Annotated in this window: 21 protein-coding genes, 1 rRNA gene and 1 pseudogene; 18 read left to right on the forward strand and 5 right to left on the reverse strand. The window is 46.4% G+C overall.

Features of this window, described 5'->3' with window-relative positions:
• Positions 1–51 precede the first annotated feature (51 nt).
• The 4 genes from AC58QC_RS29895 to AC58QC_RS29910 all read left to right on the forward strand — a co-directional run bounded on the left by AC58QC_RS29895 (position 52) and on the right by AC58QC_RS29910 (position 5,887).
• Positions 52–1,785 (forward strand): methyl-accepting chemotaxis protein, encoded by a 1,734-nt coding sequence (locus AC58QC_RS29895; RefSeq protein WP_497418610.1) that lies wholly within the window; start codon positions 52–54, stop codon positions 1,783–1,785.
• A gap of 485 nt (positions 1,786–2,270) precedes the next feature.
• A complete protein-coding gene (locus AC58QC_RS29900) occupies positions 2,271–3,014 on the forward strand; it encodes a hypothetical protein (protein WP_497418611.1) in 744 nt (247 codons plus the stop codon).
• Between the two features lie 16 nt (positions 3,015–3,030).
• Positions 3,031–4,716 carry a vWA domain-containing protein gene (locus tag AC58QC_RS29905; protein ID WP_497418612.1) on the forward strand — a complete coding sequence of 562 codons (1,686 nt, stop codon included), beginning with the start codon at positions 3,031–3,033 and terminating at the stop codon, positions 4,714–4,716.
• Between the two features lie 31 nt (positions 4,717–4,747).
• Positions 4,748–5,887 carry a toxic anion resistance protein gene (locus AC58QC_RS29910; protein WP_497418613.1) on the forward strand — a complete coding sequence of 380 codons (1,140 nt, stop codon included), beginning with the start codon at positions 4,748–4,750 and terminating at the stop codon, positions 5,885–5,887.
• A 417-nt stretch (positions 5,888–6,304) separates the two neighbouring features.
• Here AC58QC_RS29910 and AC58QC_RS29915 read toward each other — a convergent pair whose 3' ends face one another.
• Positions 6,305–7,159, reverse strand: coding sequence for an SDR family oxidoreductase (locus AC58QC_RS29915; RefSeq protein WP_497418614.1), 855 nt, complete (start codon positions 7,157–7,159; stop codon positions 6,305–6,307).
• Between the two features lie 328 nt (positions 7,160–7,487).
• On the opposite strand from AC58QC_RS29915, the gene AC58QC_RS29920 reads away from it, so the two are divergent.
• Complete coding sequence (locus tag AC58QC_RS29920; RefSeq protein WP_497418615.1) at positions 7,488–7,943, forward strand: GNAT family N-acetyltransferase; 456 nt, start codon at positions 7,488–7,490, stop codon at positions 7,941–7,943.
• A 237-nt stretch (positions 7,944–8,180) separates the two neighbouring features.
• Here the strand turns inward: AC58QC_RS29920 and AC58QC_RS29925 are convergent, their stop codons facing one another.
• The gene (locus AC58QC_RS29925; RefSeq protein ID WP_497418616.1) at positions 8,181–8,978 is read right to left on the reverse strand and encodes an HAD family hydrolase; all 798 of its coding nucleotides are present in this window, start codon (positions 8,976–8,978) and stop codon (positions 8,181–8,183) included.
• A 117-nt stretch (positions 8,979–9,095) separates the two neighbouring features.
• On the opposite strand from AC58QC_RS29925, the gene AC58QC_RS29930 reads away from it, so the two are divergent.
• From AC58QC_RS29930 to AC58QC_RS29965, 8 genes are all read left to right on the forward strand, one after another.
• Positions 9,096–9,791 carry a DNA alkylation repair protein gene (locus tag AC58QC_RS29930; RefSeq protein WP_497418617.1) on the forward strand — a complete coding sequence of 232 codons (696 nt, stop codon included), beginning with the start codon at positions 9,096–9,098 and terminating at the stop codon, positions 9,789–9,791.
• 95 nt (positions 9,792–9,886) lie between these two features.
• On the forward strand, positions 9,887–10,891 hold the full coding sequence (locus AC58QC_RS29935) for an ABC transporter substrate-binding protein (protein WP_497418618.1): 1,005 nt from the start codon (positions 9,887–9,889) through the stop codon (positions 10,889–10,891).
• Positions 10,892–10,906: 15 nt separating this feature from the next.
• A complete protein-coding gene (locus AC58QC_RS29940; protein ID WP_497418619.1) occupies positions 10,907–11,947 on the forward strand; it encodes a FecCD family ABC transporter permease in 1,041 nt (346 codons plus the stop codon).
• 11 nt (positions 11,948–11,958) lie between these two features.
• Positions 11,959–12,987, forward strand: a complete 1,029-nt coding sequence (locus AC58QC_RS29945; RefSeq protein ID WP_497418630.1) for a FecCD family ABC transporter permease — start codon at positions 11,959–11,961, stop codon at positions 12,985–12,987.
• 224 nt (positions 12,988–13,211) lie between these two features.
• On the forward strand, positions 13,212–14,249 hold the full coding sequence (gene add / locus AC58QC_RS29950) for an adenosine deaminase (RefSeq protein ID WP_497418620.1): 1,038 nt from the start codon (positions 13,212–13,214) through the stop codon (positions 14,247–14,249).
• A gap of 26 nt (positions 14,250–14,275) precedes the next feature.
• Entirely contained in the window at positions 14,276–14,473 is a 198-nt protein-coding gene (locus AC58QC_RS29955) for a hypothetical protein (RefSeq protein ID WP_497418621.1), read from the forward strand.
• Positions 14,474–14,569: 96 nt separating this feature from the next.
• A complete protein-coding gene (locus tag AC58QC_RS29960) occupies positions 14,570–15,490 on the forward strand; it encodes a stalk domain-containing protein (RefSeq protein WP_497418622.1) in 921 nt (306 codons plus the stop codon).
• A 469-nt stretch (positions 15,491–15,959) separates the two neighbouring features.
• On the forward strand, positions 15,960–16,715 hold the full coding sequence (locus AC58QC_RS29965) for a (S)-benzoin forming benzil reductase (protein WP_497418623.1): 756 nt from the start codon (positions 15,960–15,962) through the stop codon (positions 16,713–16,715).
• A gap of 28 nt (positions 16,716–16,743) precedes the next feature.
• Here AC58QC_RS29965 and mscL read toward each other — a convergent pair whose 3' ends face one another.
• Both mscL and hisC read right to left on the reverse strand, forming a co-directional pair.
• Positions 16,744–17,208, reverse strand: coding sequence for a large conductance mechanosensitive channel protein MscL (mscL, locus tag AC58QC_RS29970; RefSeq protein ID WP_497418624.1), 465 nt, complete (start codon positions 17,206–17,208; stop codon positions 16,744–16,746).
• A 201-nt stretch (positions 17,209–17,409) separates the two neighbouring features.
• Positions 17,410–18,528, reverse strand: coding sequence for a histidinol-phosphate transaminase (gene hisC / locus AC58QC_RS29975; RefSeq protein ID WP_497418625.1), 1,119 nt, complete (start codon positions 18,526–18,528; stop codon positions 17,410–17,412).
• A 152-nt stretch (positions 18,529–18,680) separates the two neighbouring features.
• Here hisC and AC58QC_RS29980 point away from each other — a divergent pair.
• Positions 18,681–21,329 (forward strand): annotated as a pseudogene (locus tag AC58QC_RS29980) (ATP-binding protein); the annotation flags it as partial.
• 93 nt (positions 21,330–21,422) lie between these two features.
• Here AC58QC_RS29980 and AC58QC_RS29985 read toward each other — a convergent pair.
• Positions 21,423–21,701 carry a hypothetical protein gene (locus tag AC58QC_RS29985; protein WP_497259969.1) on the reverse strand — a complete coding sequence of 93 codons (279 nt, stop codon included), beginning with the start codon at positions 21,699–21,701 and terminating at the stop codon, positions 21,423–21,425.
• A 157-nt stretch (positions 21,702–21,858) separates the two neighbouring features.
• Here AC58QC_RS29985 and AC58QC_RS29990 point away from each other — a divergent pair, with 157 nt between their 5' ends.
• The 4 genes from AC58QC_RS29990 to AC58QC_RS30005 form a co-directional block, all read left to right on the forward strand.
• Positions 21,859–22,080, forward strand: a complete 222-nt coding sequence (locus tag AC58QC_RS29990) for a hypothetical protein (protein ID WP_497418626.1) — start codon at positions 21,859–21,861, stop codon at positions 22,078–22,080.
• Positions 22,081–22,152: 72 nt separating this feature from the next.
• Positions 22,153–22,545, forward strand: coding sequence for a VOC family protein (locus AC58QC_RS29995; protein WP_497418627.1), 393 nt, complete (start codon positions 22,153–22,155; stop codon positions 22,543–22,545).
• Positions 22,546–22,616: 71 nt separating this feature from the next.
• On the forward strand, positions 22,617–23,366 hold the full coding sequence (locus tag AC58QC_RS30000) for a YwmB family TATA-box binding protein (RefSeq protein ID WP_497418628.1): 750 nt from the start codon (positions 22,617–22,619) through the stop codon (positions 23,364–23,366).
• A 518-nt stretch (positions 23,367–23,884) separates the two neighbouring features.
• Positions 23,885–23,945 (forward strand): 16S ribosomal RNA (locus tag AC58QC_RS30005); the annotation flags it as partial.

Consider the following 23,945-nt stretch of genomic DNA (forward strand, 5'->3'; position numbering starts at 1 on the left):
TTCTAACGAGAGATATTGAAAGCGTTTACGTATATACAGGGGGAATGGACTATGCATACAAACCACAACAGGCCGGGCTGGAAGAAGGGGCTTTTATTTATTTCTTTACAAAGTAAACTGGTGGGGGCTTTTGTTCTCGTCTCTTTGCTCGTTGGGATCACCAGCGGATTGTCTTATATGTATATTAAAAAAGTGGACAACTCTTATACGGAGCTACTCGAAACGAATGTGAGACTGCTTCAGGATGTTGCTGAAATCAAAGAAAAAACACAGATGCAAACGAGTTTATTGTTTGGTTATGTGCTGGATCCGACGAAAGACAGAGAAAAGCGTTTAACGGATATGAATACGACGCTTTCCTCGATCATTACCAAAATGAAAGATAAGGAAGGGAATGAGGAGGAGCAATCCGCAGTCGGGGCAATGCTGGAAGCGAATCAAACCTTTGCTAGGCTGGTTCAAAAGGTGGTTGCTTACGGAGAAAAAGGAGATACCTCCTTAGCAAAGGCCGAAGCGATGCAGTGGGCGATCCCTACTACGGAAGCATTGACGCAAGCAGCGGCTAAAATTGAAGAGCTAGAGGCGGTCATCCAGGCGGATGCTTCTACTCAGAATCATCAGACCGTTTCATCAACGATAAAGACATTGATATGGGTGAGCGGAGCAGCGTTAGTATTCGCACTAGTAATAGGTCTCTTGGTATCGCGAAGCATTGTTACACCAGTGCGGTCGATGGTGAGAGCGGCAGAGCGAATAGCGAATTGTGACCTATCGGTGGGCGATATTGGGGTAAAAAGCCGCGACGAGCTGCGTGATCTGGCAACGGCGTTCAATCAGATGAAAGGCAACCTACAGGGCTTGATTCGTCAGGTTGGCAGCAGCGCGGAGCAGGTCGCTGCGGCTTCGGAAGAGCTTAGCGCAAATTCCAATCAGGTTAGTGAGTTATCGGAGCGAATCACGGGCACGATTCAGATTATCTCGCAAGGCACGAATGCGCAGGTGGGGAGTGTACATCAAGGCGTTTCGATCATGGAAGAAATGTCAGCAGCGGTTACGCAAATTGCGAGTGTGACGCAAACTGCGAATAAACAGTCTTTGTCTGCGCAGCAGGAGGCGGGGGAAGGTACTGCGGCGATTGAAACGGCGATGGTGCAAATGAAGGCCATTCATCAGAAGATGAATGAACTTGCAGAATCCGTACATCGGCTAAGCATCCGTTCGGAGAAAATCGTCAATGCGAATGCGATGATCGCTGGTATTGCGCGGCAGACGAATATGCTGGCGCTCAATGCTTCAATTGAAGCGGCACGCGCAGGCGCTGCAGGCAAGGGGTTCGCCGTGGTTGCGGAGGAAGTCCGCAAGCTATCCATGCAGACAGGCGCAGCGGCGGAAGAAGTGGCATCTCTTGTGACGAGTATTCAAGCGGAAACAAGAGATGTGATGAGCTCCACTGAGGCGGGCAGCCGCGAGGTGGAGACGGGGCTTGAGGTCGTCGGCGAAGCGGGAGCGACGTTCCGCCGCATTCGTTCTGCGATGGACGAGGTCGCTCAGCAGATCGAGGAAGTGGCGGGCTGCTCGGAGGCTATCTCCGAGAAGACGCTCGTTGCCGTTGGCGTGATTCGCGCCATCGACGAAGTCGCGGGGCAGACCGCTGCGGGCGCGAAGAACGTCTCCGCCAACATCGAGGGTCAGTACGCGAGCATGGAGGAGATTGTCTCCTCCGCGACGGTTCTGAGCAGCATGGCTGCGGAGCTGCAGGGGTTGATTGGGCGGTTTCGGGTGTGAAGTTCTACCGACCAGCGCACTTCAACGGGGACTATGGTGATGCGATAGGGAACTACGTTCCGCTATTTCACGATAAACAGGTAATCTGATTAGCTAACGGAACGTGGTTCCGCTAATCTCATAGTTTTAGGGGATTTAGGGCACTAATCGAACTAATAGTGGAACCACGTTCCGCAACTTTTTAATTTTGAGCTTTTTTAGGCAAATAGTGGAACTACGTTCCGTAACTTGGGCATGGTGTGGAAATACTGCGATTATGATCTCATCCCAATAAGGGCTGCCCTCAAGTAGATTTATCTGCTTCCGAGGGACAGCCCTTTTGTCATTTCTGTATGCTTTCATTTCATAATAACCCAGAAGAAGCAGATATGTACTGTGTGTCCTGCATATAATCCCATATCAGCGTTCTTCGTACGATAACAAACTAACAGAGGTTTTCTTGTGAAATAGGGGAGTTGAGATCGAGGAGAGAGGAGTTAATCCCTTTGATTGTAACCGCAAATAAAATAATGAAATTGTTTGTGATTACGGGTGGGGTCGTTGTGTTTGATATTCTTGTGCTTTCTCCAGGTATTCTTGGTATAACGGTCGGTAATAGCGCATTACAAACGGCATTAACCGTATCTATTCTACTAGCAAGTACACTGACCTTACTATTCGGCATCCATAGCATTCTTATGAAGCAAAACGTTCAACTACCCGCAAGGCAGATGAAGAGTCCTGAGGATTTGGAAGGTGCTTTGAAACAATTCAAAAGTGTGAAATCATTAGCGCAGGAAATTGCGCTTGCCTTGCACCAATTGGAGCGAATGCACAAAAAACAAGAGACGTTACGAAGTGTCCTCATTCAGAGGTTTGAACCGAGCGGACTTAGCTTTCAGAAATTTGCTTCTACGACGCAAGAGGTGGAGAAGTTATTTTTTCACAATATACGGAGTATGATAAACCGTCTCCGTGTGTTCGACGAAGACGAGTTTCAAAGTATTGCCAAACAGAACGCGAGCCAGTTGTCACCCGAGCTTTTTCAAGAAAAAAGAAGCGTTTATAAATCACATATTTCGTTTGTTAGAGCCTCTTTACATATGAATGAAGAAATTTTGCTCAAATTGGATAAGTTGCTGTTAGAAATTTCTCGACTTGATAGCTTGGAGATTGGTGATATTGGGCAAATGTCGGGTATGCAAGAGATTGATGCTTTGATAAAGCAAACACAATTCTACAAACAGTAGAGGTGGTGCTCAGAACATGAACAAAACGAAGTTCTTCTTTATATCGCTTCTTATTGTGATTATTGTATTTATCGGTGTCTATGCTGGCGTGTCCTTCACAGCTAATTTTGGCAAATCCCAAGATCAAGTGACAGCGGAGAATGCGGCAAAGCAATTGAACAAGATCTACGATAAGATCTCCGTGGTGAACGGAACGCCAGTCAAAGGTCAGATTGATATTAATCCGGCCGATGTCGCCTCGTCTCTGCCTGATATTTCGAAATTTCCAATTACGGTGAATAATACGACGGACTATTTCGTGGAAATTTTCTCTTCAACTGAGAAGTCCGGTAGTGGCGTGGATGGTTGGTTAACAGATGTAGCGAATGAATTTAATAAAGCACACATTCTGGTGAACGGACTGCCTGCATCGGTGAAGATCCGTAATATTGCTTCTGGGACGGCGACGGACTATATCAAGTCGGGTAAGTATATGCCAGATGCCTTTACTCCTTCGAACGAGCTATGGGGGGAGATGATCAAAGCGGGCGGCACGAAAATACAGCTGGTCACGAATCGTCTTGTTGGCAATGTTCCTGGCATCGTGATTTCTAAGAAAAAGTATGATGCGCTCGTCGCGAAGTACGGATCCATTAATGTAAATACCGTAACGGAAGCTATTTCAAATAACGAATTTGCCATGGGCTATACAGATCCGTTCGCGAGTTCAACAGGCCTCAATTTCCTTGTAACGGCATTAAGTACATTTGATAATAAAAATCCAATCAGTGAGAAAGCTGTTCAACAATTTGAGAAATTCCAAACGAACGTGCCCTTTATCGCATCTACAACGATTCAAATGCGAGATGCTGCGAAGTCAGGGATGCTGGATGGGTTCGTGCTGGAATACCAGACCTTTCAGAATGCGGCGGAGCTTACGAATGACTATGTCTTTACCCCTTTTGGATATAGACACGATAGTCCGCTCTATGCCATCGGTGATCTCCCGATTGTGAAACTGGATTTGATTAAACGATTTGCCGAATTTGTTGCACAGGCGAAATATCAACAAACAGCCAAGGATAAGGGGTTTAATGGTCTCGAAAATTACAAAAGTGAACTTGCAGCCATTGATGGAAACACACTTTCATCTGCACAAAAGGTCTGGAAAGAAAAGAAGAATGGCAGTAAACCTCTTGCAGCTGTTTTTGTCACAGATGTATCTGGCAGCATGGATGGTAAACCCATTACCCGATTGAAAGAATCCCTGCTCAAAGGTCAGAAGTACCTGGGCAAAGAAAATAGAATTGGTCTTGTGTCCTATTCGAGCGGGGTGACGATTAATCTCCCCATTGCCAAGTATGATACGAATCAGCAATCACTGTTTGTCGGTACCGTAGGTAGTCTCCAAGCAGGTGGAGGGACAGCAACTTTTGATGCGGTTGTCGTTGCCATGAAAATGCTGGAAGACTATATGGCTGCAGACCCCAATGTTAAACCGCTTATTTTCGTATTAAGTGATGGCGAAACCAATGCAGGTCATTCCTTGAAAGACATTAGAGGGCTGATTGAGACGTATCAAATACCCATCTACACGATTGGTTACAATGCAGATATTCAAGCGCTTCAGAGTATTTCGAGTATCAACGAGGCAGCGAGCATCAATGCGGACACAGATGATGTCGTTTATAAAATAAGTAACCTGCTTAACGTCCAGATGTAAGGTAAACTTATCGTTCAAAGGGGGAGCCGCTATGTCATTTTCGATGGAAATCGTAGGAGAAGATGAGCTTAAGGCTGTTGTAGAGGAACAAGTAAAGCCAGTTCCAGAGGATGTTGTTAAACTGAGAGCGCAGGCGGAGCAGAATGTGCAAACGATCATGGAGATCGATCTCGATTCGCTGGAGAAACGAAAAAATATTTTGGCGGCGGTAGAAAACTTCGGCATAGAGACGATGCGAGCATCCTCACAGAAAAATGCTTTACTTCAAGTAACGATTGGGAAACTTTCGAAGTCTGGTGATGAGGGAGGGATTGTGGCCAAAGGGCTTGGGGAGCTGCAATTACAAATGAAGGATCTCGATCCAAGTGGGATCGACTTCGCCAAGCGCGGGTTTCTAGGGAAGTTTTTTAATCCGCTCAGGTCCTATTTCCATCAGTTCGATAAAGCGGATATGGTTATTGCCGAGATTATTGAAACGTTGACTAAAGGGAAATTAGGTTTGAAGGATGACAATACGACACTTCTTCTCGAACAGCACGCACTTCGCGATCTTACCAAAAAGCTTCGTAAAGAGATCCAATTAGCTTCTTATATGGATGAAACCATTGAAACGCAAATCGCGCTCGCCAAAGCTCGAAATGATGACCCTGAGAAGATCAAATTCATTACAGAAGAGGTGCTATTTCCACTTCGTCAGAGGACGCTGGATATGCAAGCCATGATGGCGGTCAATCAACAAGGATTCATCACTTTCGAGGTCGTTATCCGAAATAATAAGGAACTTATCCGCGGAGTTGATCGTGCAAGCACAGTTACGGTAGCGGCGTTACGCGTCGCAGTTACGGCTGCCAGTGCATTGGCCAACCAGCGAGTGGTGCTCAACCAGTTGAATGCTTTATACACCACAACGAATACGTTCATTGAACATACGGGGCAGATGCTGAAGCAACAAGGTGTGGACATTCAAAAAGGTGCTATTGAGGCCAGTATTTCAGCAGACTCGCTTAAGAAAGCATTTGCCGACAGCTTTGAAGCCTTGCAAGCGATCAGTACCTATAAGCAAGAAGCTCTCCCGAAAATGCGCGAAACGATTACCCAATTCCGTGAATTAGCGGAAACCGGTGAGAAACAGATTCTGCGGCTTGAAAAAGGCGCGGCAGTTGGTCTATAAGGACACAAAAGGAACCCCGGACTTATCAAAGTCTGAGGTTCCTTTTTTTTGTGGGTGTACTGTGTAATCCCTCGTCGAGGATCTCAACGATCAGCTCAATTTCCACTGGTGTGTGGAAGGACAGATCGCTGGTGTCGATCGCGGAGCGGAGCAACAAGCGAGTAAGTTGTGGAACGTAAGTACGCTATTTTCCCAAAAATAGGCGTTTTTCAGAAGATGCGGAACATGAGTACGCTATTTCTCGAAAAGTCGCTCGTAAACGCGCGTTTCCGTGGAAATAGCGGAACGTCGTTCCGTAACTCCACGAATATAGCTCATTTGTCCGAAAAAGCGGAACGTCGTTCCGCATCTCGGAGTGCAAAACCCAAAAGCAGTCTCCCAAGTAATGCGTTACTTGGGAGACTGCTTTCTCGAGGGCTACGATTTCCCCTTGCGGGTCATCTCCGCAATTGAAACCCACTGCTCATCGGTTACCTCGAGCAGGTCGTTGAACTGCCCGGCGCCTTGCAGCCACTCGCCGCCGTCAATCGTGATCACTTCGCCGTTAATATAGGCGGCGAAGTCCGAAATCAGATATGCGGCGAGGTTCGTCAGCTCATCTTTTTCCCCAACGCGTCCCATCGGGACGCGGTTCAAGAGCTTTTGCGACAGCTCGGGCGTGGGAGCCAGTCGGCTCCACGCGCCATCGGTCGGGAACAGCCCCGGCGCGATAGCGACTTGCCGGATCCCGTACCGCGCCCACTCGACGGCGAGTGAGCGGGTGAGGGCAAGCACGCCGGCCTTCGCGGCGGCGGAAGGTACAACAAAGGCGGATCCGGTGGAGGCGTAGGAGGTAACGATGTTCAGCATCGTACCTCCCACGCCTTGCTCGATCCACCTTTTACCCAGCTCCAACGTGGTGTAGAACGTCCCGTGGAGCACAATGTTCAGCACCGCATCGACCGCTCGCGATGATAAATGCTCAGTCGGGCTGGCAAAGTTGCCCGCCGCATTATTAATCAGCACGTCGATGCGACCGAAGTGCTGCTCCACCGCTGTGATCATGGCAGCGACCTGCTGCGGATCACGTACATCGCAGGGGTGGTAGAACACATCCCCGCCTTCATCAGTGCTCATTTCAGCCGCGGCTTTCGCGAGTACTTCTTCCCGCCGGCTTGTGATGGCCAACTTAGCCCCAAGCGATAGGAACTTCTCACCCATCGCGCGGCCAAGTCCCGTGCCACCGCCTGTGATCAGAACAACTTTATCTTGGAGTAAGGATCCGTCAAACATGTGACTCACGCTCCTTTTTCACTATGGATATTGATATTAAACCAATAAAATCTTTATGCTAATAAAGATGTAAGTAAGCTTTGTAAGCTTTGGTATCTTTTATGATGTAGAGAGGTGTCTATACCATTCACACATAGACAGCGCTTACATTCATGCTGATAACTCATGTTCTCATACCAGCAACCCTACTGTCCAGTAGCAATAGACGCATTGTCACGGTGCACAATCATTGCACTTCAGATTGTGCAGGATCCCAAGAACAGTTGAAACTGACCATTGTAATGTTGTATTCTAATGATTAAAAATTAGCGATAGAGGAGTGACAATCTTGGAAATTAAAGTGGATGATTTATCGGGTCCTGAAGTGGTAGCGCTAATTATGGAACATCTTCTAAATATGCAATCGTTATCCCCGCCAGAGAGTACACATGCCCTAAATTTGGATGGATTGAAAAGACCGGATGTGACATTTTGGAGTGGATGGGAACAAGGGGAATTAGTCGGATGCGGAGCGCTCAAAGAGCTCGATAATCAGCATGGCGAGTTAAAATCAATGCGAACTTCCTCCGCACATCACAGAAAAGGAGTCGCTAAGCGAATTCTTGAACACATTATTAATGAAGCTAAGCGACGCGGCTATACGCGAATAAGCTTGGAAACGGGCTCAATGGAAGCTTTCGAACCAGCAAGAAAGTTATATGAAAATTTTGGATTTACCTATTGTGAGCCGTTCGCGGATTACAGCCTAGACCCGAATAGTTCATTCATGACTTTGGCATTATAGATCCTTTTAACGGAGACCGACAGCATGTTGCTGAGGTCTCTTTTTCATTAGAAGGAACAGCAGGCATTTATTAAAATCCATTGGAATGTATCCGTATATCGGCTGGAAGCAACAATGCACCAATGTTCCTATTGTCTTTCCGCCACAGCATCAAAATCGACATCCAGGTTTTGAATATCCGATGAATCCACGAAAAAAGGAGGTCTCAATCGACCTCCCCTCATCGCATTCCCTCGCTTACTCCGCTAAAACAAACGTCTCCAGCACATGCCTCACGCCATCCTCGTTATTGCTCTTTGTCACGAAGTTCGCCAACGCTTTAAGCTCAGGCAGCGCATTCTCCATCGCAACGCCAAGGCCAGCAACTTCAAGCATTTCCCGATCATTCCACGCATCGCCAAGTGCAATCACTTCATCTAATGAACAACCGATGTGCTCAGCCAGGAACGTAATCGCATGACCCTTCGTGCCTTCCTTGTGCATGAACTCCAAATAGTGTGGCTTGGACTTCGTAATGTGCAGTTGGTCACCCAGCAGGGGAAGGAGTTCCTCGCGGATTTGGTCACAAACCTCCGGTTTATCAACAATCAGCATCTTAGGCTGCGGAATATGAATCCATTGACGCAAATCACCAATGATATAAGGCGTTTTGGACAAGCTCACGTACTTTTTAATCTTATCGTTATCCTCAGCTGCATAAAGCTCGTCCCCATGGTAAAGCTGAAGATGATAGTTGTTCTTCTCGCAGTAATCGAGCAGGAAGCGGGCGCTCTCTACAGGAACAGTGCGCTCATAGAGCACTTCTTCGTCTAGTAAATTTTTAATCAAAGCCCCTTGGTACGTAATAATCGGGACGTTGAGTCCGATGCGATTGGCAATTTTGGCAGCAGAAGGGAAGCTTCTTCCTGTAGCTATGGTGACCGTTACACCTTTGGCAACGGCTTGATGCATGGCATCAACCGTCTCTTGCGAAATCGTCAAATCATCACGCAGCAGCGTATCATCTAAGTCAGCAGCAACTAATTTATACGTCATGTTTCTCACCGATCCTATTCGTCATCTCTATTAAAATTCTGCTAATAGCATACCCGAATTGCTAGAGAATTGCTACAATAAGCGCATAGGAGATAGCTAAAAGGAGGCACTTTCACGATGACATCAGCTTACACGAATGACTTGGAGAAATGGCTTAGAGCCCATGCGAATCCGGAGAATGCCCCTAGTATGGAAGCCTATATGAAGAATCATTTTCTTTTCCTTGGTATTCGGAATCCAGAACGCGTCGCGTTAACCAAGCAATTCACGAAGGAGCATGGCTTTCCGAAAGGGGAGGAGGCAGTTCGCATCGCCCAGGAGCTATGGCAATTGCCCGAGCGAGAGTTTGCTTACACGGCTATTATGATGCTGTTGCAAGTGAGGAAAACAGTAGAGGCTGAGCATATCGAGGTGCTGGAGCATTTCGTCGTAACCCAATCTTGGTGGGACACTGTCGACACCATTGCGGATCACTTGATCGGATTTCATCTGCAACGATTTCCCGAGCTAATTCCCGCTTATGTGGAGAAATGGTTGGCATCGGATAACATGTGGCTGCAGCGTACCGCGATCTTATTTCAGTTGAAGTTTAAAAAGAAGACTGACGTGCCGCTGCTGTTTCACTGCATTACGACAATGGCTCATTCGAAGGAGTTCTTCATCCGCAAAGCGATTGGATGGGCGCTGCGAGAGTATTCCAAGACGGACGCAGCGGCGGTGCAATCCTTTGTTGCTAGCCATGAATTATCACCTCTAAGTGTACGGGAAGCGCTGAAGGTAATTCACAAAGAACAACCAGATACTGGAACGTAGCTGAAAGTTTCCTGAAACCGATTGACATTGATAATCATTTTCATTATCATGTACTGAGAATCAATATCATACATAGATAATCAGGAGGGTTCACCATGCTTCGTTTCAACAAAACCAAAACAACTAAGGTCTCTTTCACTGTCCTTTCAGTGTGTATGGCAGCACTACTTGTAACAGCTTGCGGAAGTAATAAAGATGCAGCAAGCACAGCAACACCAGCAACTTCAACAGCCCCTGCAGCAGCAGCTACAGCAACACCAGCTCCAGCTGTTGATAAAGTTGTTAAAGATAGCATGGGACATGATGTCAAAGTTCCTGCAAGCCCGAAAGCAGTTATCGCCTCCTATTTGGAAGATCCGCTTCTTGCACTTGGCGTTAAACCAGCAGTTCAATGGTCTGTGAAGGATACAACGGTTCAAGATTACCTGCAAACACAACTTGCTGGCGTACCAACGATTGGTTACGATCTACCAGTGGAATCCGTTCTAAAGGCAAATCCAGATTTCATGATCGTTGGCACTGAGTCAGCGGTAGAGAAAGGCCTTTACGAGCAGTACTCCAAAGTCGTGCCAACATTCGTTCTTGGCAGCGAAGTAACAGCTGACTATCGTAAGACGCTTTTGAAAATGGGCGAACTTCTTAACAAGACAGATGCAGCGAACGCAGCGCTGAAAAAATATGATCAAAAAGTTACAGATACAAAAGCTAAGCTTGCTTCAACAGTTGGCGATAAAAAAGTTGCCATCCTTTGGTTAACGAATAAAGCGTTCTATGTTGTTAACGGTAAAGTAGCGAGTGGTGCGGTTGCTTACGGCGATCTTGGTTTGAAAATGCCTAATATTCTAGCTGTCTTACCAGATGCGAAAGCGAACTGGACAGCGATTTCCCTAGAGAAACTTGCGCAATTGGATGCAGACTACCTCTTCTTGGTGAATAGTGATAAAGGTCAAGCTGGCAATCTTGAAGATCCGCTTTGGAAGAACATTCCTGCTGTAAAGTCGGGAAAAGTGTTTGAAATGGACACGAAGAGCAGCTGGTTGTACAACGGAGTAATCGCTGGCGAGCGCGTGATGGACGATATCGTTAAAGTCATTAAGTAAATTGGGGGCTATTGTATGAAGGGGTCAGATAAGCAAGTTCCCCCAGCCAATCCCACATTGAAATCGCGTCCTTTAGCTGCATCAGGTATTATTATAGGTGGATTGGCATTGCTGCTGATTAGCTTGATTGCCTCCATTTCGGTAGGGGCAGCAGATATCTCCTTCGGCGAGGTATGGCAAGCCGTCTTTCATTTTAATTCTGATTCGACTCAGCATTTGATCATTCAACAATTAAGGCTTCCAAGAGCGATCGCGGGTGCATTGGTTGGGGCTGCTTTTGCTGTTGCAGGAGCGATTATGCAAGGTGTAACACGCAATCCATTATCAGACCCGGGTATTCTCGGTATCAACGCAGGTGCGGGCTTTATGCTTGCCCTGTGTTTTGCCTTTTTACCGCAGCTGCCGTTTCACTATGTCATTCTATTTTCCTTTATCGGTGCTGCTATAGGAACGGGTCTCGTATATGGAATTAGCTCGATGGCTAGGGGGGGCGTAACGCCTGTTCGAATCGTACTGGCAGGATCAGCTGTGAGTGCTTTGCTTCTAGCACTAACTGAAGGGGTTGCGATTACTTACCATATCGGTCAGGATCTCGCTTTTTGGCTTGCAGGTGGGGTTGCGGGTACGAAGTGGCTACAAGTTGATATCATGGCACCATGGATTATCGGTGCTTTATTATGCGCTTTTTTCATCTCACCTTGGATTACGCTGTTAAGCATGGGGGAAGATGTTGCAACAGGCCTCGGATTACGGATAGGGCTTGTTAAGCTAGCGGCATTCGTGCTAGTTCTGGTCCTGGCGGGTGCGTCTGTGGCAACGGTAGGCGCTATTGGATTCATTGGTCTTATCATTCCGCACGTTGTTCGCTACCTAGTTGGCGTTGACTATCGTTGGATTATTCCTACCTCAGCAGTGCTTGGCGGGTTGCTGGTCGTGGTGGCTGATATTGGGGCCCGCATGGTGAACCCTCCTTTTGAGACGCCGATTGGTGCCATTATTGCTCTGATTGGTGTGCCCTTCTTCCTCTATCTTGCGCGTAGAAAGGGGAGGGATTAGGCATGACATCCATGCAGCATGGAAGCGTAAAGAAACCGAGATTGACGAAAGCGATCACGGTCATGTCGATATTAGCTGTTCTTATTATCATCGTTTTTATTATAAGTATGAATACAGGTGTGATCCGTTTGAGCCCTCTTGAGGTGCTGCGAACGTTCTTCGGAGGCGGGACAGCGAAGCAGGGGATTATCCTTTTTGATTTTCGGCTTCCGCGTATCGTGATTTCGATCTTGGTTGGAGCGGGGTTAGCGGTTTCTGGAGCCATCCTGCAAGGGATTTCGCGAAATATGTTAGCTGACCCAGGGATACTGGGCATTAATGCAGGAGCGGGGCTTGCGATCATTCTTGTTGTTTCTTTTTATCCTAATAATGCTGGCGGTCCATTGTTCTTCATGCCAATGATCGCTATGCTGGGGGCAGGCTTGGCCGCTTTGCTGATTTATACCCTTTCGTATATAAAAGGTAAAGGAATCTCGTCTTCTCGTCTTCTCCTTGTGGGAATCGCAGTTTCCGCGGGTATTGCTTCTTTGATGATTGTACTCAGCATTCGCTTGGATCCGACTGATTTTCAGTTCGTACAGATCTGGTTAGCGGGTAGCATTTGGGGGACCAATTGGAAGTTTGTGCTCGCCTTATTACCGTGGATCGTCATCCTCATTCCTTACGTCATGTTCAAAGCGAATGTGCTGAATGTGCTGAATCTGGGGGAGATGACGTCCATTGGTTTAGGGATAAGGATGGAGCGGGAACGACTTGGATTGCTGGCTGCGGCCGTTGCGCTTGCAGGCGCATGTGTTGCTGTCGGCGGTGGGATAGGCTTCGTAGGATTGATAGGTCCCCATCTGGCCAGAAGGCTAGTTGGACCCAAGCATCAATATTTGATTCCGGCCTCGGCACTCACTGGCGGGCTGCTGCTTATCGTTGCGGATACGATCGCGCGAGGGATGTTTCAACCAACGGAAGTTCCGACGGGCATCGTGGCCGCCGTAATCGGGGCGCCTTATTTTCTATATTTATTAGTCCGGACGAGAGCTTCGTAATAGGGCAAAATAAAGAAATCCACATTGGGCTTGATAGCCTGTTGTGGATTTTTTTATTTTATATTCAATATTGTAAATGTTAGATAACTTAACGCATATACTAAAAAATAAATTAATTGTTATATATATTGACATAACACTAACATTCGTTTAAAGTAAATAAAATTCTTCTCTAGCGCGCTGGCGCCAAAGAGAGGTAAAAGGAGAGATGGGAGATGGCTCACATGCGAACAACTGATTTGTTAGCGAGATTACCTAAGGTGGATCTTCATTTACACTTGGATGGAAGTGTGAAGCCCGAGACGATTCTGGAGCTCGCTCTCCAGCAAGGCATATCACTTCCTGTTTACGATAAAGATGGGCTGATCCCGCATATGCGAGTAACTGAGAATTGCGGCAGCCTTATTGAATACTTAGGCAAATTCGATTTCACAACACGTTTTCTACAAACAGGGGCAGCATTAGAACGTGTTGCTTATGAAGTAGTAGAACAATCCGTAGAGCATAACTGTCGTTATGTTGAGGTCCGTTTTGCACCCCAGCTGCATCGCAACATGGGGCTAACACTGGAAGAGACGTTCCACTACGTCACCCAGGGGCTGAAGCGCGCTCAACGCGATTTTGGAACGAGGTTCGGTGTTATTGCCATTTGTATGCGAAATCATGCTTGTGCCGAAAACCTGGAAGTCATTGAAGCAGCGGCAAAGTTCGTAGGAAAGGGTGTCGTTGCTGTTGATTTGGCTGGTGATGAGGCGACTTATCCACCTGAATTTTTCCGAGAAGTGTTTGCTAGATCACATAAACTGGGCATTCCTGTTACCATTCATGCAGGTGAAGCAGCAGGCGCGGTTAACGTCTATGAGGCGGTCACACATCTGGGTGCCACACGAATCGGGCATGGGGTGAGGCTGAAGGAGAATGCTGATATTTTGGAAATGGTTAAGGATCGCCGTATTCCACTGGAGATGTGTCCGATCTCCAATATCCAAACGAAGGCTGTAGCTTCGTGGGAGGCATATCCAATCAGGGAGTACTTGGATCAAGGGTTGATCGTAACGATCAACACCGATAATCCAAGCGTATCCGGCACCAACATTACCAATGAGTATCGCGCGCTCGCGGAGCGTTTTGCCTTTACAACACCGGAGTTAGTGAAGTTGATTATGAACGGTGTTGAGGCGGCTTTTATGGAAGAATGCGATAAAATCATGTTCAAACAAGAGATGGAAGCTGAGCTTAGCAGCTTGGGTGTGTATAATTGAGTGAAGGTTGAAGGGAATCTGTTGCGATGCGCAGCAGATTTTTTTGTTCAATAGTTACGCTCGTTAAACAGGATATCCTGCATTACTATATGGTTGATGGGAAGGTTAATCAATTTGAACTCCTTGTCAGAGGGAAAATTGACGTACTAAGAATCACAGTCAAAAAGCGGAAAATGGGAAGTCAATTAAATGAGATTTTGGCTGAATGGAAAGCCGTTAGCTAGGGGGTGTCGTACATAGAATACGCAACTTGCACGGGGTCTCTAACGTCTAAGTTTGAACACATTTACAATGGAGATAGCATGAACAGGAGTGTTGAAATGAAAAAGTTTATTCTAGGCTTGGCATGCGGGATTGGACTGACTGCGGCTACGGGTGTATATGCGTCGGAAATGGTGCAGACGTATCTTTTTCCAGCTAAGTTCGTGATTCATGGTGAGACGAAAAGCGCGGATGGCTATCAAACGTTGAATTATGAGGGACATGTGTATGTTCCTGTACGATTTATTGCGGAGAACATGGGGAATAAAGTAGCCTACGATGAAGCAACGCAAACCATAGTTGTCGATGACGGTTTTACGATTTTGGATATTAATAATCCTGGGATGAGCGCAGGGCACTTATCTGCCCAGAAAGAGGGTACCCATACGGTTATTAAGGGACAACTGTTCATTGGTCATGATGCTTGGGATTATAAGTTTATACAGGCCTATCAGTCGATGAATCCAGGTGTCGGTTTGAGTAAAACGGATGCAGCAGGCAACCTCGTTTTCTGGAACGATGCGGGCGAATTGATTGAGAAAGTACCCTATGTGATTAACCAAATACCGACTCTTAAAGAGCAAATCATCTCGTTCCAAACAACGAGTCAAACCGATATTTCTGGGTATAAAATGGTTACATTAGAAAGCAACACTCCTTCACCCTCTCGTATGCCTGGGTATACAGCGCCAGCTTTCATTCAGGATACTTCTAATAAAGTCACCTTTGGTCTGGTTGATGTGCTGAAAAGCGGGGAATACACAATTGTCAGAGGCTTTTTAGACAGTGCGGTGGAAAAGGAGCTACCTGCGAATACGCCGATTGCTGTTACTTTTTATGATGAAAAGGGCGGTGTTCTGGGAACGGCAACCACAACACTTGGTGTGGATAAGCCTCGGGGGATTATGCCTTTTGCGGTGTTTGTTGGCAAGGGGGATTTCACGAAGTATAATTCGGTTAAGGTTGAGGTAAAGCAGTAGTGAAGGGGGGAATCGATGCAAGTTCAGTGGATAGCGAAGTTTACCCTTTAAAACGAGAAGGTAAGCAATACGCACATGGCATTGGTGCCAAATTGGATGGTCAACATTCGCGCCAATCCATTACCTACAATTTAGCCGGGAACTATAAAACATTTGCATTTAACTATAGGATGAAATAGTAAGAGTTGGCAGCTAACGGAACGTGGTTCCACTATTTCAGCCAAAACAGGCTTTTTGGGGTGGGAACGGAACGTCGGTGCGCTATTTCACCTAAAATCGTGGATTTTAATAGGAATTCGTAGGAATAGAGGAACCACGTTCCGTTCGAATGCTGAAACAGTTAATTTGGTTAAAATAGCGGATCCTCGTTCCCTTTGGCTAGAGAGCGCGAGCACATAGCGATTAAAAAACAATTGAAGAGCAAGGCTATGATATAGTCGGCTAATCTCAAAATGAATGGATGACATACATGGATACTTACATCATTACAGGTGGTTCCAAAGGCCTCGGCGCTGCCATCATCCGGCAGCTGCTAGAGCAAGGAGCTGCGGTCCACTACATTTCCCGCAGCGAGAACGAGACCTTGCGCCAAGTCGTAAGCGTGGAAGGTCAGCTGACCTTCCACGCTTACGACTTGGCGCAAACCGAAGGCCTAGATTCGCTCATGGAGCGAATCCTCTCTAAACAGGATGGCGTGGCCTCCGTCACGCTCATCAACAACGCGGGCATGCTCGAGCCGATGACGTCGATCGGCCGAGCAGCCCCAGAAGACCTGCAGCGCAGTCTGCAGGTCAATCTCGTCGCACCCGCGGCGCTGACGAATAGCTTCATTCGGCTCACGCAGGCGTGGCCAATAATGAAGCGGGTCGTCGGCATCTCCTCGGGCGCGGGGCGCAAGCCCTACCCCGGCTGGGGTGCCTACTGCACCGCCAAAGCCGGGTTGGACATGCTCACGCGCTGTGTCGGCGCCGAGCAAGAGCGTGAGCCACACCCTGTGCTGATCTGTTCCGTGGCACCGGGTGTGGTAGACACAGATATGCAGCGGGAGATTCGCGCTGCCTCAGAAGAGGACTTCCCGCAGGTGGGCCGGTTCGTCCAGCTCAAAGAGCAGGGCGAGCTGCGCTCACCCGAAGACACCGCTAAGCAGCTGTTGTACCTGCTGCAAACAAACGCATTCCAACAAGGCGAGATCGCCGACTTGCGCACCAAAGAGCCCGTGTCGTAATCCGACACGGGCTCTTTCTATCACCAACCTACTGAATGCTGCCGCTAACCTTGCCTCCAGCCGAAAGCTCAGAGGTACAGAACTTACAGCGTGAAGCTTGCGCAGGTATTTCAGACAAGCAATGAGGACAATCTTTGGTTGTGGCCGCTTTTTCCTTCGGTGCTTCCTTCTTGCGGAACTTGCCGATTTGACGAACAACCATGAAGATAACGAATGCCACGATCAAGAAATCCAAGAAGGTCGATAGGAATTGACCGTATCTAAAGACAGCGGTGCTTTTGGCAGCTTCTTCAAATGTATCGTAATGCTTCCCATCCAATGCAACATACAAATTATTGAAATTCACTTTTCCAATGAGCAAACCAACGAGCGGCATGACCATATCATTCACAATCGACGTAATGACTTTACCGAAAGCCCCTCCGATAATAACCCCGACTGCAAGGTCGAGCATATTCCCCTTGAAAGCAAAATCTTTGAATTCTTTTAGCATGATGTACCCCCATGAGACTATGATTGATAGCATTGTACCATAGTTGATAGAGCCCAAACAAATGCGCTCTCACCTAATTAGAGGAAGATTTTTTATAGCAAAGAGGGGTTCATCTGCGCCTTATCTATGCTTTATCTGTGCCTTATCTATCCTTTATCTGTGCCTTATCTATGCCTTATCAATGCTGCATCTGTGTCTTATCTATGCCCTCACGGCAATAATCTCCTTCAAAGCTTGAACAAGCACTGCATTCTCTTCGGAAGTCCCAATCGAAATCCGAACATGATTCGGAAGATTCCAGCCCCCGGCATAGCGAACAATAACCCCGCGACGCATCAAATTGTCATAGATGGTTTTGGCTTGTGGCCCCAGATCGACAAGTACAAAATTACTCATGCTTGGCGTGAAAGGGAGAGATAATGCGCGCAATTCTGTGTAGAGTTCCTCCTTCACTTTTACATTATTAGAACGTGTCGCCTCGAGATGCTGATCATCCTTGATGGCTGCAGCAGCGCCAACCTGTGCAAGCATGTTTACATTGAATGGCTCTTTGACCTGGCGAATCCGCTTCAAAATACCAGCATCTGCGATGCCGTAGCCCACTCGTATGCCTGCCAAGCCATATATTTTGGAAAAGGTTTGCAGCACGACAACAGGATATCCTTCACGGACTAGCGCAAGGCCATCGCAGTAATCATCAGTGGTGACGAAATGGCTATATGCGCCATCGAAGATCACAAGCACGTGCGAGGGAAGACTCTTCACAAGTCGGTGCAAGTCCGTTTTCGTCATATATGTGCCTGTCGGATTGTTAGGAGAACAAATATAGAGCATTTTCGTGCGTTCAGTTACGGCTTCGAGAATAGCTTCTACCTCATAGCGATAATTCTCACCAAGCGGTACGCGAATAATGCTAGCTCCTAGTAAGTTGGCTCCGAATTCGTATTCGCTAAATGTCGGAGAGGGCACAATGACCTCATCACCAGGTTCTAAGTAAGTTTCGGAGAGAAGTGTAATCAGTTCATCTCCTCCATTGGTAATCAGGACTTGATCAGGCGTGAATCCGCGCTTTTCTGCAATAACCTCCCTAAGTTGAACGGTTTCCGCATCCGGATAGCGATGAATGTCAGATACATAAGCTTGAATAGCCTCCAGAGCAAGAGGGGAAGGGCCTAATGGATTTTCATTAGAAGCTAATTTCGTAACCTGTGTGACCCCGAATTCGCGTTGAACCTCCCAGATGGGCTTGCCAGGCGTGTAGGGCTTCATTGATGATAAAATGCTGCGGGTCTTGATATTTTCGATACCTGGACCTTTCATATACACCACTCCTAATCATTAAATAACTTTATTTAGATACTACATTAACTCGGTAAAGTAGTAAAGTAAAAAGTTTACATACCCAGTTAATGGCAGTTTGGTATATGATACAAATTATAGGAGTTCTTCAATAGAGAAGGGATGGCAGCAAGATGAGGAAAATGAGATTCGGTATTCGTGCCAAAATTATGATTGGATATGCATTCATCATTTTCTGTTTAACGCTATCATTTGTACTTGTTAATCATCAGTTGGCCTCCATGCAAAGAGATCGCAACTATGTGATCGAGCACGACTTTGCTGTCAATAGGGAAGCGAATCTTCTTGAGAAATATGTCATGGATATGGAAAATGGGCAAAGAGGCTACTTACTCACAGGGGATGCCAAATATTTAGAACCCTATACCACTGGAGAGGCCAAGTGGAGAGATTCCTATAATCGATTAGATGAATTAACGAATGATAATCCTATGCAAGAGAAGAATCTGGGCACACTCAAACAATCGATCGAAAATTGGCTTGTACAAACGGGTGGGACCATACCTACGATGAGAAATGGTCTTGAAAACGAGAGCCGCTTTAATTCTACATTCTTTATTACCCATCAAAATATTCTCGATATTCGCTCGCAATTAAGTCGATTTCGTAGCCTGGAAATGGGATATGTCAAGGATCGGGCGGCACAGCTTGATGCACAGAATGAGATGCTCACTAACTCGTTATTTGTCATGCTGGGGCTCGTACTCATCTTCTCGTTGATTGCCGCGATAGTTATCTCGCGATCGATCGTTGGGACGATTAAGCAGGTCACCAAAAGCATCATCAAGCTCAGCTCCATGAAGCGGGATCGTTCGAAGCGCATTCATGTCACGATGAATGATGAAGTGAAAGATTTGGCCGACGCCACGAACGTCTTGCTGGAGAGCCAAGAAGAAATAGAGTGGCAGCAGCGGAAGCTGACAGAAGTGGTCCATATGCTGCAAGGTATTTCTGATTTGGAAACGTTAGGAACATCATTTATCCGCAAAGCTGCTGAGTTGTTTGGAGCATCCTTTGGTGTTTTCTACATTCGAAGCGTACACGAAGCTAAGGAAGGTATGATGAGGTTGGCGGCCTATGCGGCGATGGGTGAGAGTGCTGAAGCAGGGAAACCGTATTTCCAGCTCGGAGAGGGCTTAGTTGGTCAGTGCGCGATTGAGAAGCGAATCGTACATCTTACGAATGTTCCTGAAACCTATATCAGCTTGAAATCGGGACTGGGGTCGGCAAGCCCGCAAAGTGTGCTTATTGTTCCGATTATCCATAATCAAGAGGTCATTGCCATTATGGAAATGGCTTCTTTTGAAAAATTTACGTCGCTACAGTTAAGTTTGCTGAATGATATTCTAGAAGTGTTAGGGACTATCGTGCATAGCGTGCAAACACGTGTTGAGTTGGAGCGGCTCCTGAGAGAGTATCAGGTCATGACCCAAGAGCTTCAATGTCAGCAGGAAGAACTACATAAGACCAATGAACAATTGGAGGAAAGAAATCGCTACGCAGATGAAAGGTCGAGGGAGCTGGAGCACATGAAAGCCTCCTTTGAAGAACATGCCATTCAACTGGAGCTGAGCTCGCGATACAAATCGGAGTTTTTGGCTAACATGTCCCATGAGCTGCGCACGCCACTTAACAGTATCTTGATCCTTTCCCAAATGCTCCAGGAGAACAATAATCGCACCTTGACACAGGATGAGCAAGAATATGCCCGTGTTATTCATACTTCAGGGAATGATTTATTGCTTCTGATCAATGATATTTTGGATTTGTCCAAAGTTGAAGCTGGTAAACTGGATATTCATATTAGCGAGCTGCATGTTAGCTTGCTTCCAGAGCTGATACAAAGTCAATTTGAGAAATTAGCCGAACAGCGAAAACTTGCTTTTCAGATTGAAATGGATCCTGAACTCCCGGAAATCTTCTATACAGATGAACAGAGACTCAGTCAAATAATGAAAAACTTGCTCTCCAACGCATTCAAATTCACCCATGACGGCTCTGTGCAAGTGGATATTCGTCTGTGCAGTGTTGATCAAATTGTGGAGCTGCTGCCTTCAGCTCAGCACACGCATGGTATGGCTATTACCGTTAGAGATACCGGTATAGGTATACCGCCCGACAAGCAAGAAGTCATTTTCGAACCGTTCCATCAAGCGGATGGCACAACGAATCGAAAGTATGGAGGGACAGGCTTGGGCTTATCGATTAGCCGAGAGTTGGCCAGGCTTCTTGGAGGCTGCATCCATATGCAAAGTGAGGAAGGCAAAGGGAGTACCTTTACTGTATTTGTGCCGTCTTTACCGCAGCTGTTTGGGGAAACCACCTCCATGCATATGGAAGCCGCCGCCGCGTCCACGGCCACAATCAGTGAATATTTGCTTCGGGACCCAGATCAGGAATCCTCTGATTTTGAGAATAGCAAGCATTTTATAAATCGAAAAGTGCTTGTTGTTGATGACGATGTACGTAACGTATTCGCGCTCTGTAATGCATTTGAGCAAGTTGGCATCATCGTGAGCGTTGCTCAGAACGGGCAAGAGTGCCTAGAGCTGTTGGCAAAGGATCCTAGCATTGAGCTTATCCTCATGGATATCATGATGCCGGTCATGGATGGGTATGAAGCGATGCGTTTGATTAGGAAAACTAATCAATATGCCGATGTCCCGATCATTGCCCTCACCGCCAAAGCTATGAAACAGGACAGGGATATCTGCTTACAGGCTGGTGCCTCCGATTATATCAGCAAGCCGCTTCATTTAAGCCAACTGCTCTCTCTTATGCATGTTTGGTTGAGTAAATAAAACAGAAAGACCTTTGATTAACTTCCCTAAGGAAGTAGTCAAAGGTCTTTTGTGTTACAGCACATTTCGTTCTGTATGAACTTCAAAATGGTAAATGGTGTTGCGCGTCAATACTCGGAAATCCAGTCCATCTTGATCGATCGCTTGCACGCGTGTAGTTTTGAATGGTGTATGTTGCCTAACCCCTGATAATGTCATTGGACATCCAACTTCGGTCGGGTTCACTTCAAGAAATGTTTGCCCTTGAATCTCATCGAAATCGAATCGATCTGACCGATGCTTGGGGGTAATCCCGTCCACCTCATAGATTTGCAGTAGCTTTAACAACCTCATGCTGGAGCCCTCCCGTCTTTTGCTTTCGTATTCATTATACACGGACACCTCATTTTTGGCGAAGTTTACAAACCTAACATAAACCTAAAGAAGTCCTCATACTTTCCTAGTTTCCAAATTATACAATTGATTTATCTGAAATCGGAGGTGCTGCTGGATGCTACACACAAAAGTGTTAATCGGGGAAAAAGAAGTACTCATTTTTTTCGAATCTATGTATCAAGAGTATTCTCATCGTGCTGTTGAAACCATAACGAAACATCTAACGAATGCTCAGGTAAGGATTGTATTTGATAACCTGGGATTAGTTCACACAACGAATACGGAAGTAACCCTCTTCTCGCTGAATGGAGAGATGGAGACACTCATTATGACCTGATCGCCGTCTAGCCCTTTTCATTATTTTTCGCTACAATGAAGAGGGTTAGAACAAGGAGGTAGGTACTTACTTATGGCTGTTATGAAATTAGAGCATGTTGGTGTCATGGTAGCAAACTTAGAGGCATCTATTGCATTTTATGAAAATGTGATCGGACTTAAGCACAAAGGTACGTTGCTTCATACCAATGGCGTAATTAGACTTGGGTTTCTTGGATTTGAAAAGCAAGGTGAAACGGAAGTTGAATTGATTGAGGGGTATAATTCCAACCTGCCGCAGGAAGGCAAAGTGCATCACTTGGCTTTTACTGTAGATGATGTGGAAGCCGAATTCGCAAGAATTCAAGCCCTAGAGGTCAATCAGCTGGATACGGAAATTACAACACTGCCGAACGGTTCTAGGTATTTCTTCTTTAATGGGTTAGATGGCGAGCGAATTGAATTTTTCCAAACGACGCGTGGATAGGTTTAGCATTTGCTAGATTCGGGCATCCTTTTTACTAGAGTGATAGATTCTAGCGAAGAGGTGCTTTTTTCATGCCAAAGCTTTGGACACAAATGTTGATAGGTGTAAGCATCGTTGGCCTTTTCTTCGGGTGGATCCGTCATGTGGATGCACAGGCCGAACAAGATGCGTGGCTATTACTGAGTGTGGCAAAGCCATTTATGCAAACGAATCAACATATTACCTTCAAATATACAGGCTATTTTGGAACGTGTGACGGTGTGGATACCAAGGTTATGGCAGCTGGTGTAAGCTTGTCGCAAGATCTGGGCTTTAGGTCAATGGATAAGGAGCAGAGTCCCTCCCAACACGGCATCTATACAGTAAAATCAGAAGTTGAAGCAGGCGCGGCGATGACACTAACGGTTGCCAGTCCTGTGGGGCAAACAGCTTGTTATGCTGTATTACGATTGGATGCTTTGGGAAATGTGGAACAGGACCACCTTTTGAAATGGCAGGAGCATATGAGCACACAGTTAAAAGAACAGGGTATTCAAGGCATGTGGAATGTGATGATTCAAGGAAATGCTGCTGAGGACATCTCATTGCAAAATAGCCCCAAGGAATTCTTAGCGGAGCTAGTTCATGCTTATAAAGGAAACGTTGTTGAAAGCTACGAAGATGCCACGACCTTTAGTACGTCGCTTGCGTCATCTGAATTCGAAGCTTCTATTCGAAGTGGTAATCAGAACGTGAATGTCCAAATCGCACTTCATCTAGATACGACTTCAGGACTCTGGCGTATGACCGTAGGAACACCGATTATCACAATGGAATATTAAAGTGGGAGAGGGTGCCGTGCAGGCATCCTTTTTTTAATATAAGAATTTATATGTTTCACCTAATAAGTCGGCTATATATCTCCATAAACGCACTCGTCCTAAGATGGACGGCGTAGCCGTTTATTTTGGTTCAATATACTTGTAGGAACAATTCGAAACAATTGCAATAGTGGAACTTTTACAAAGGGGTTGTAATTGATTTATAGGCATGGTACATTAGTCCTCGTTGTTCTGAAGCAAGCAATCACAAGCGATACGAAGTGGACTTGCTTTCCGGCAATGAGGTATGGTAAGATGATTTTCCGACAGACGCCGACAACAATTGACAAGAAAAAAAGTGCTTGCAATTGAGAAACGATCTGTGGTATATTACTTCTCGCTGCTTCGGTAACACGGCAGTGAACGAAAGAAATTGATCTTTGAAAACTGAACAACGAGTGAGTAAGCACAGTCGAGCAATCGACTATAAAAGAGATTGCAAAATCTCGCTAGCTTCAAATGAGCAAGTCATCTTTTCTATTATGGAGAGTTTGATCCTGGCTCAGGACGAACGCTGGCGGCGTGCCTAATACATGCAAG

Source organism: Paenibacillus sp. J22P51 (assembly GCF_059692215.1).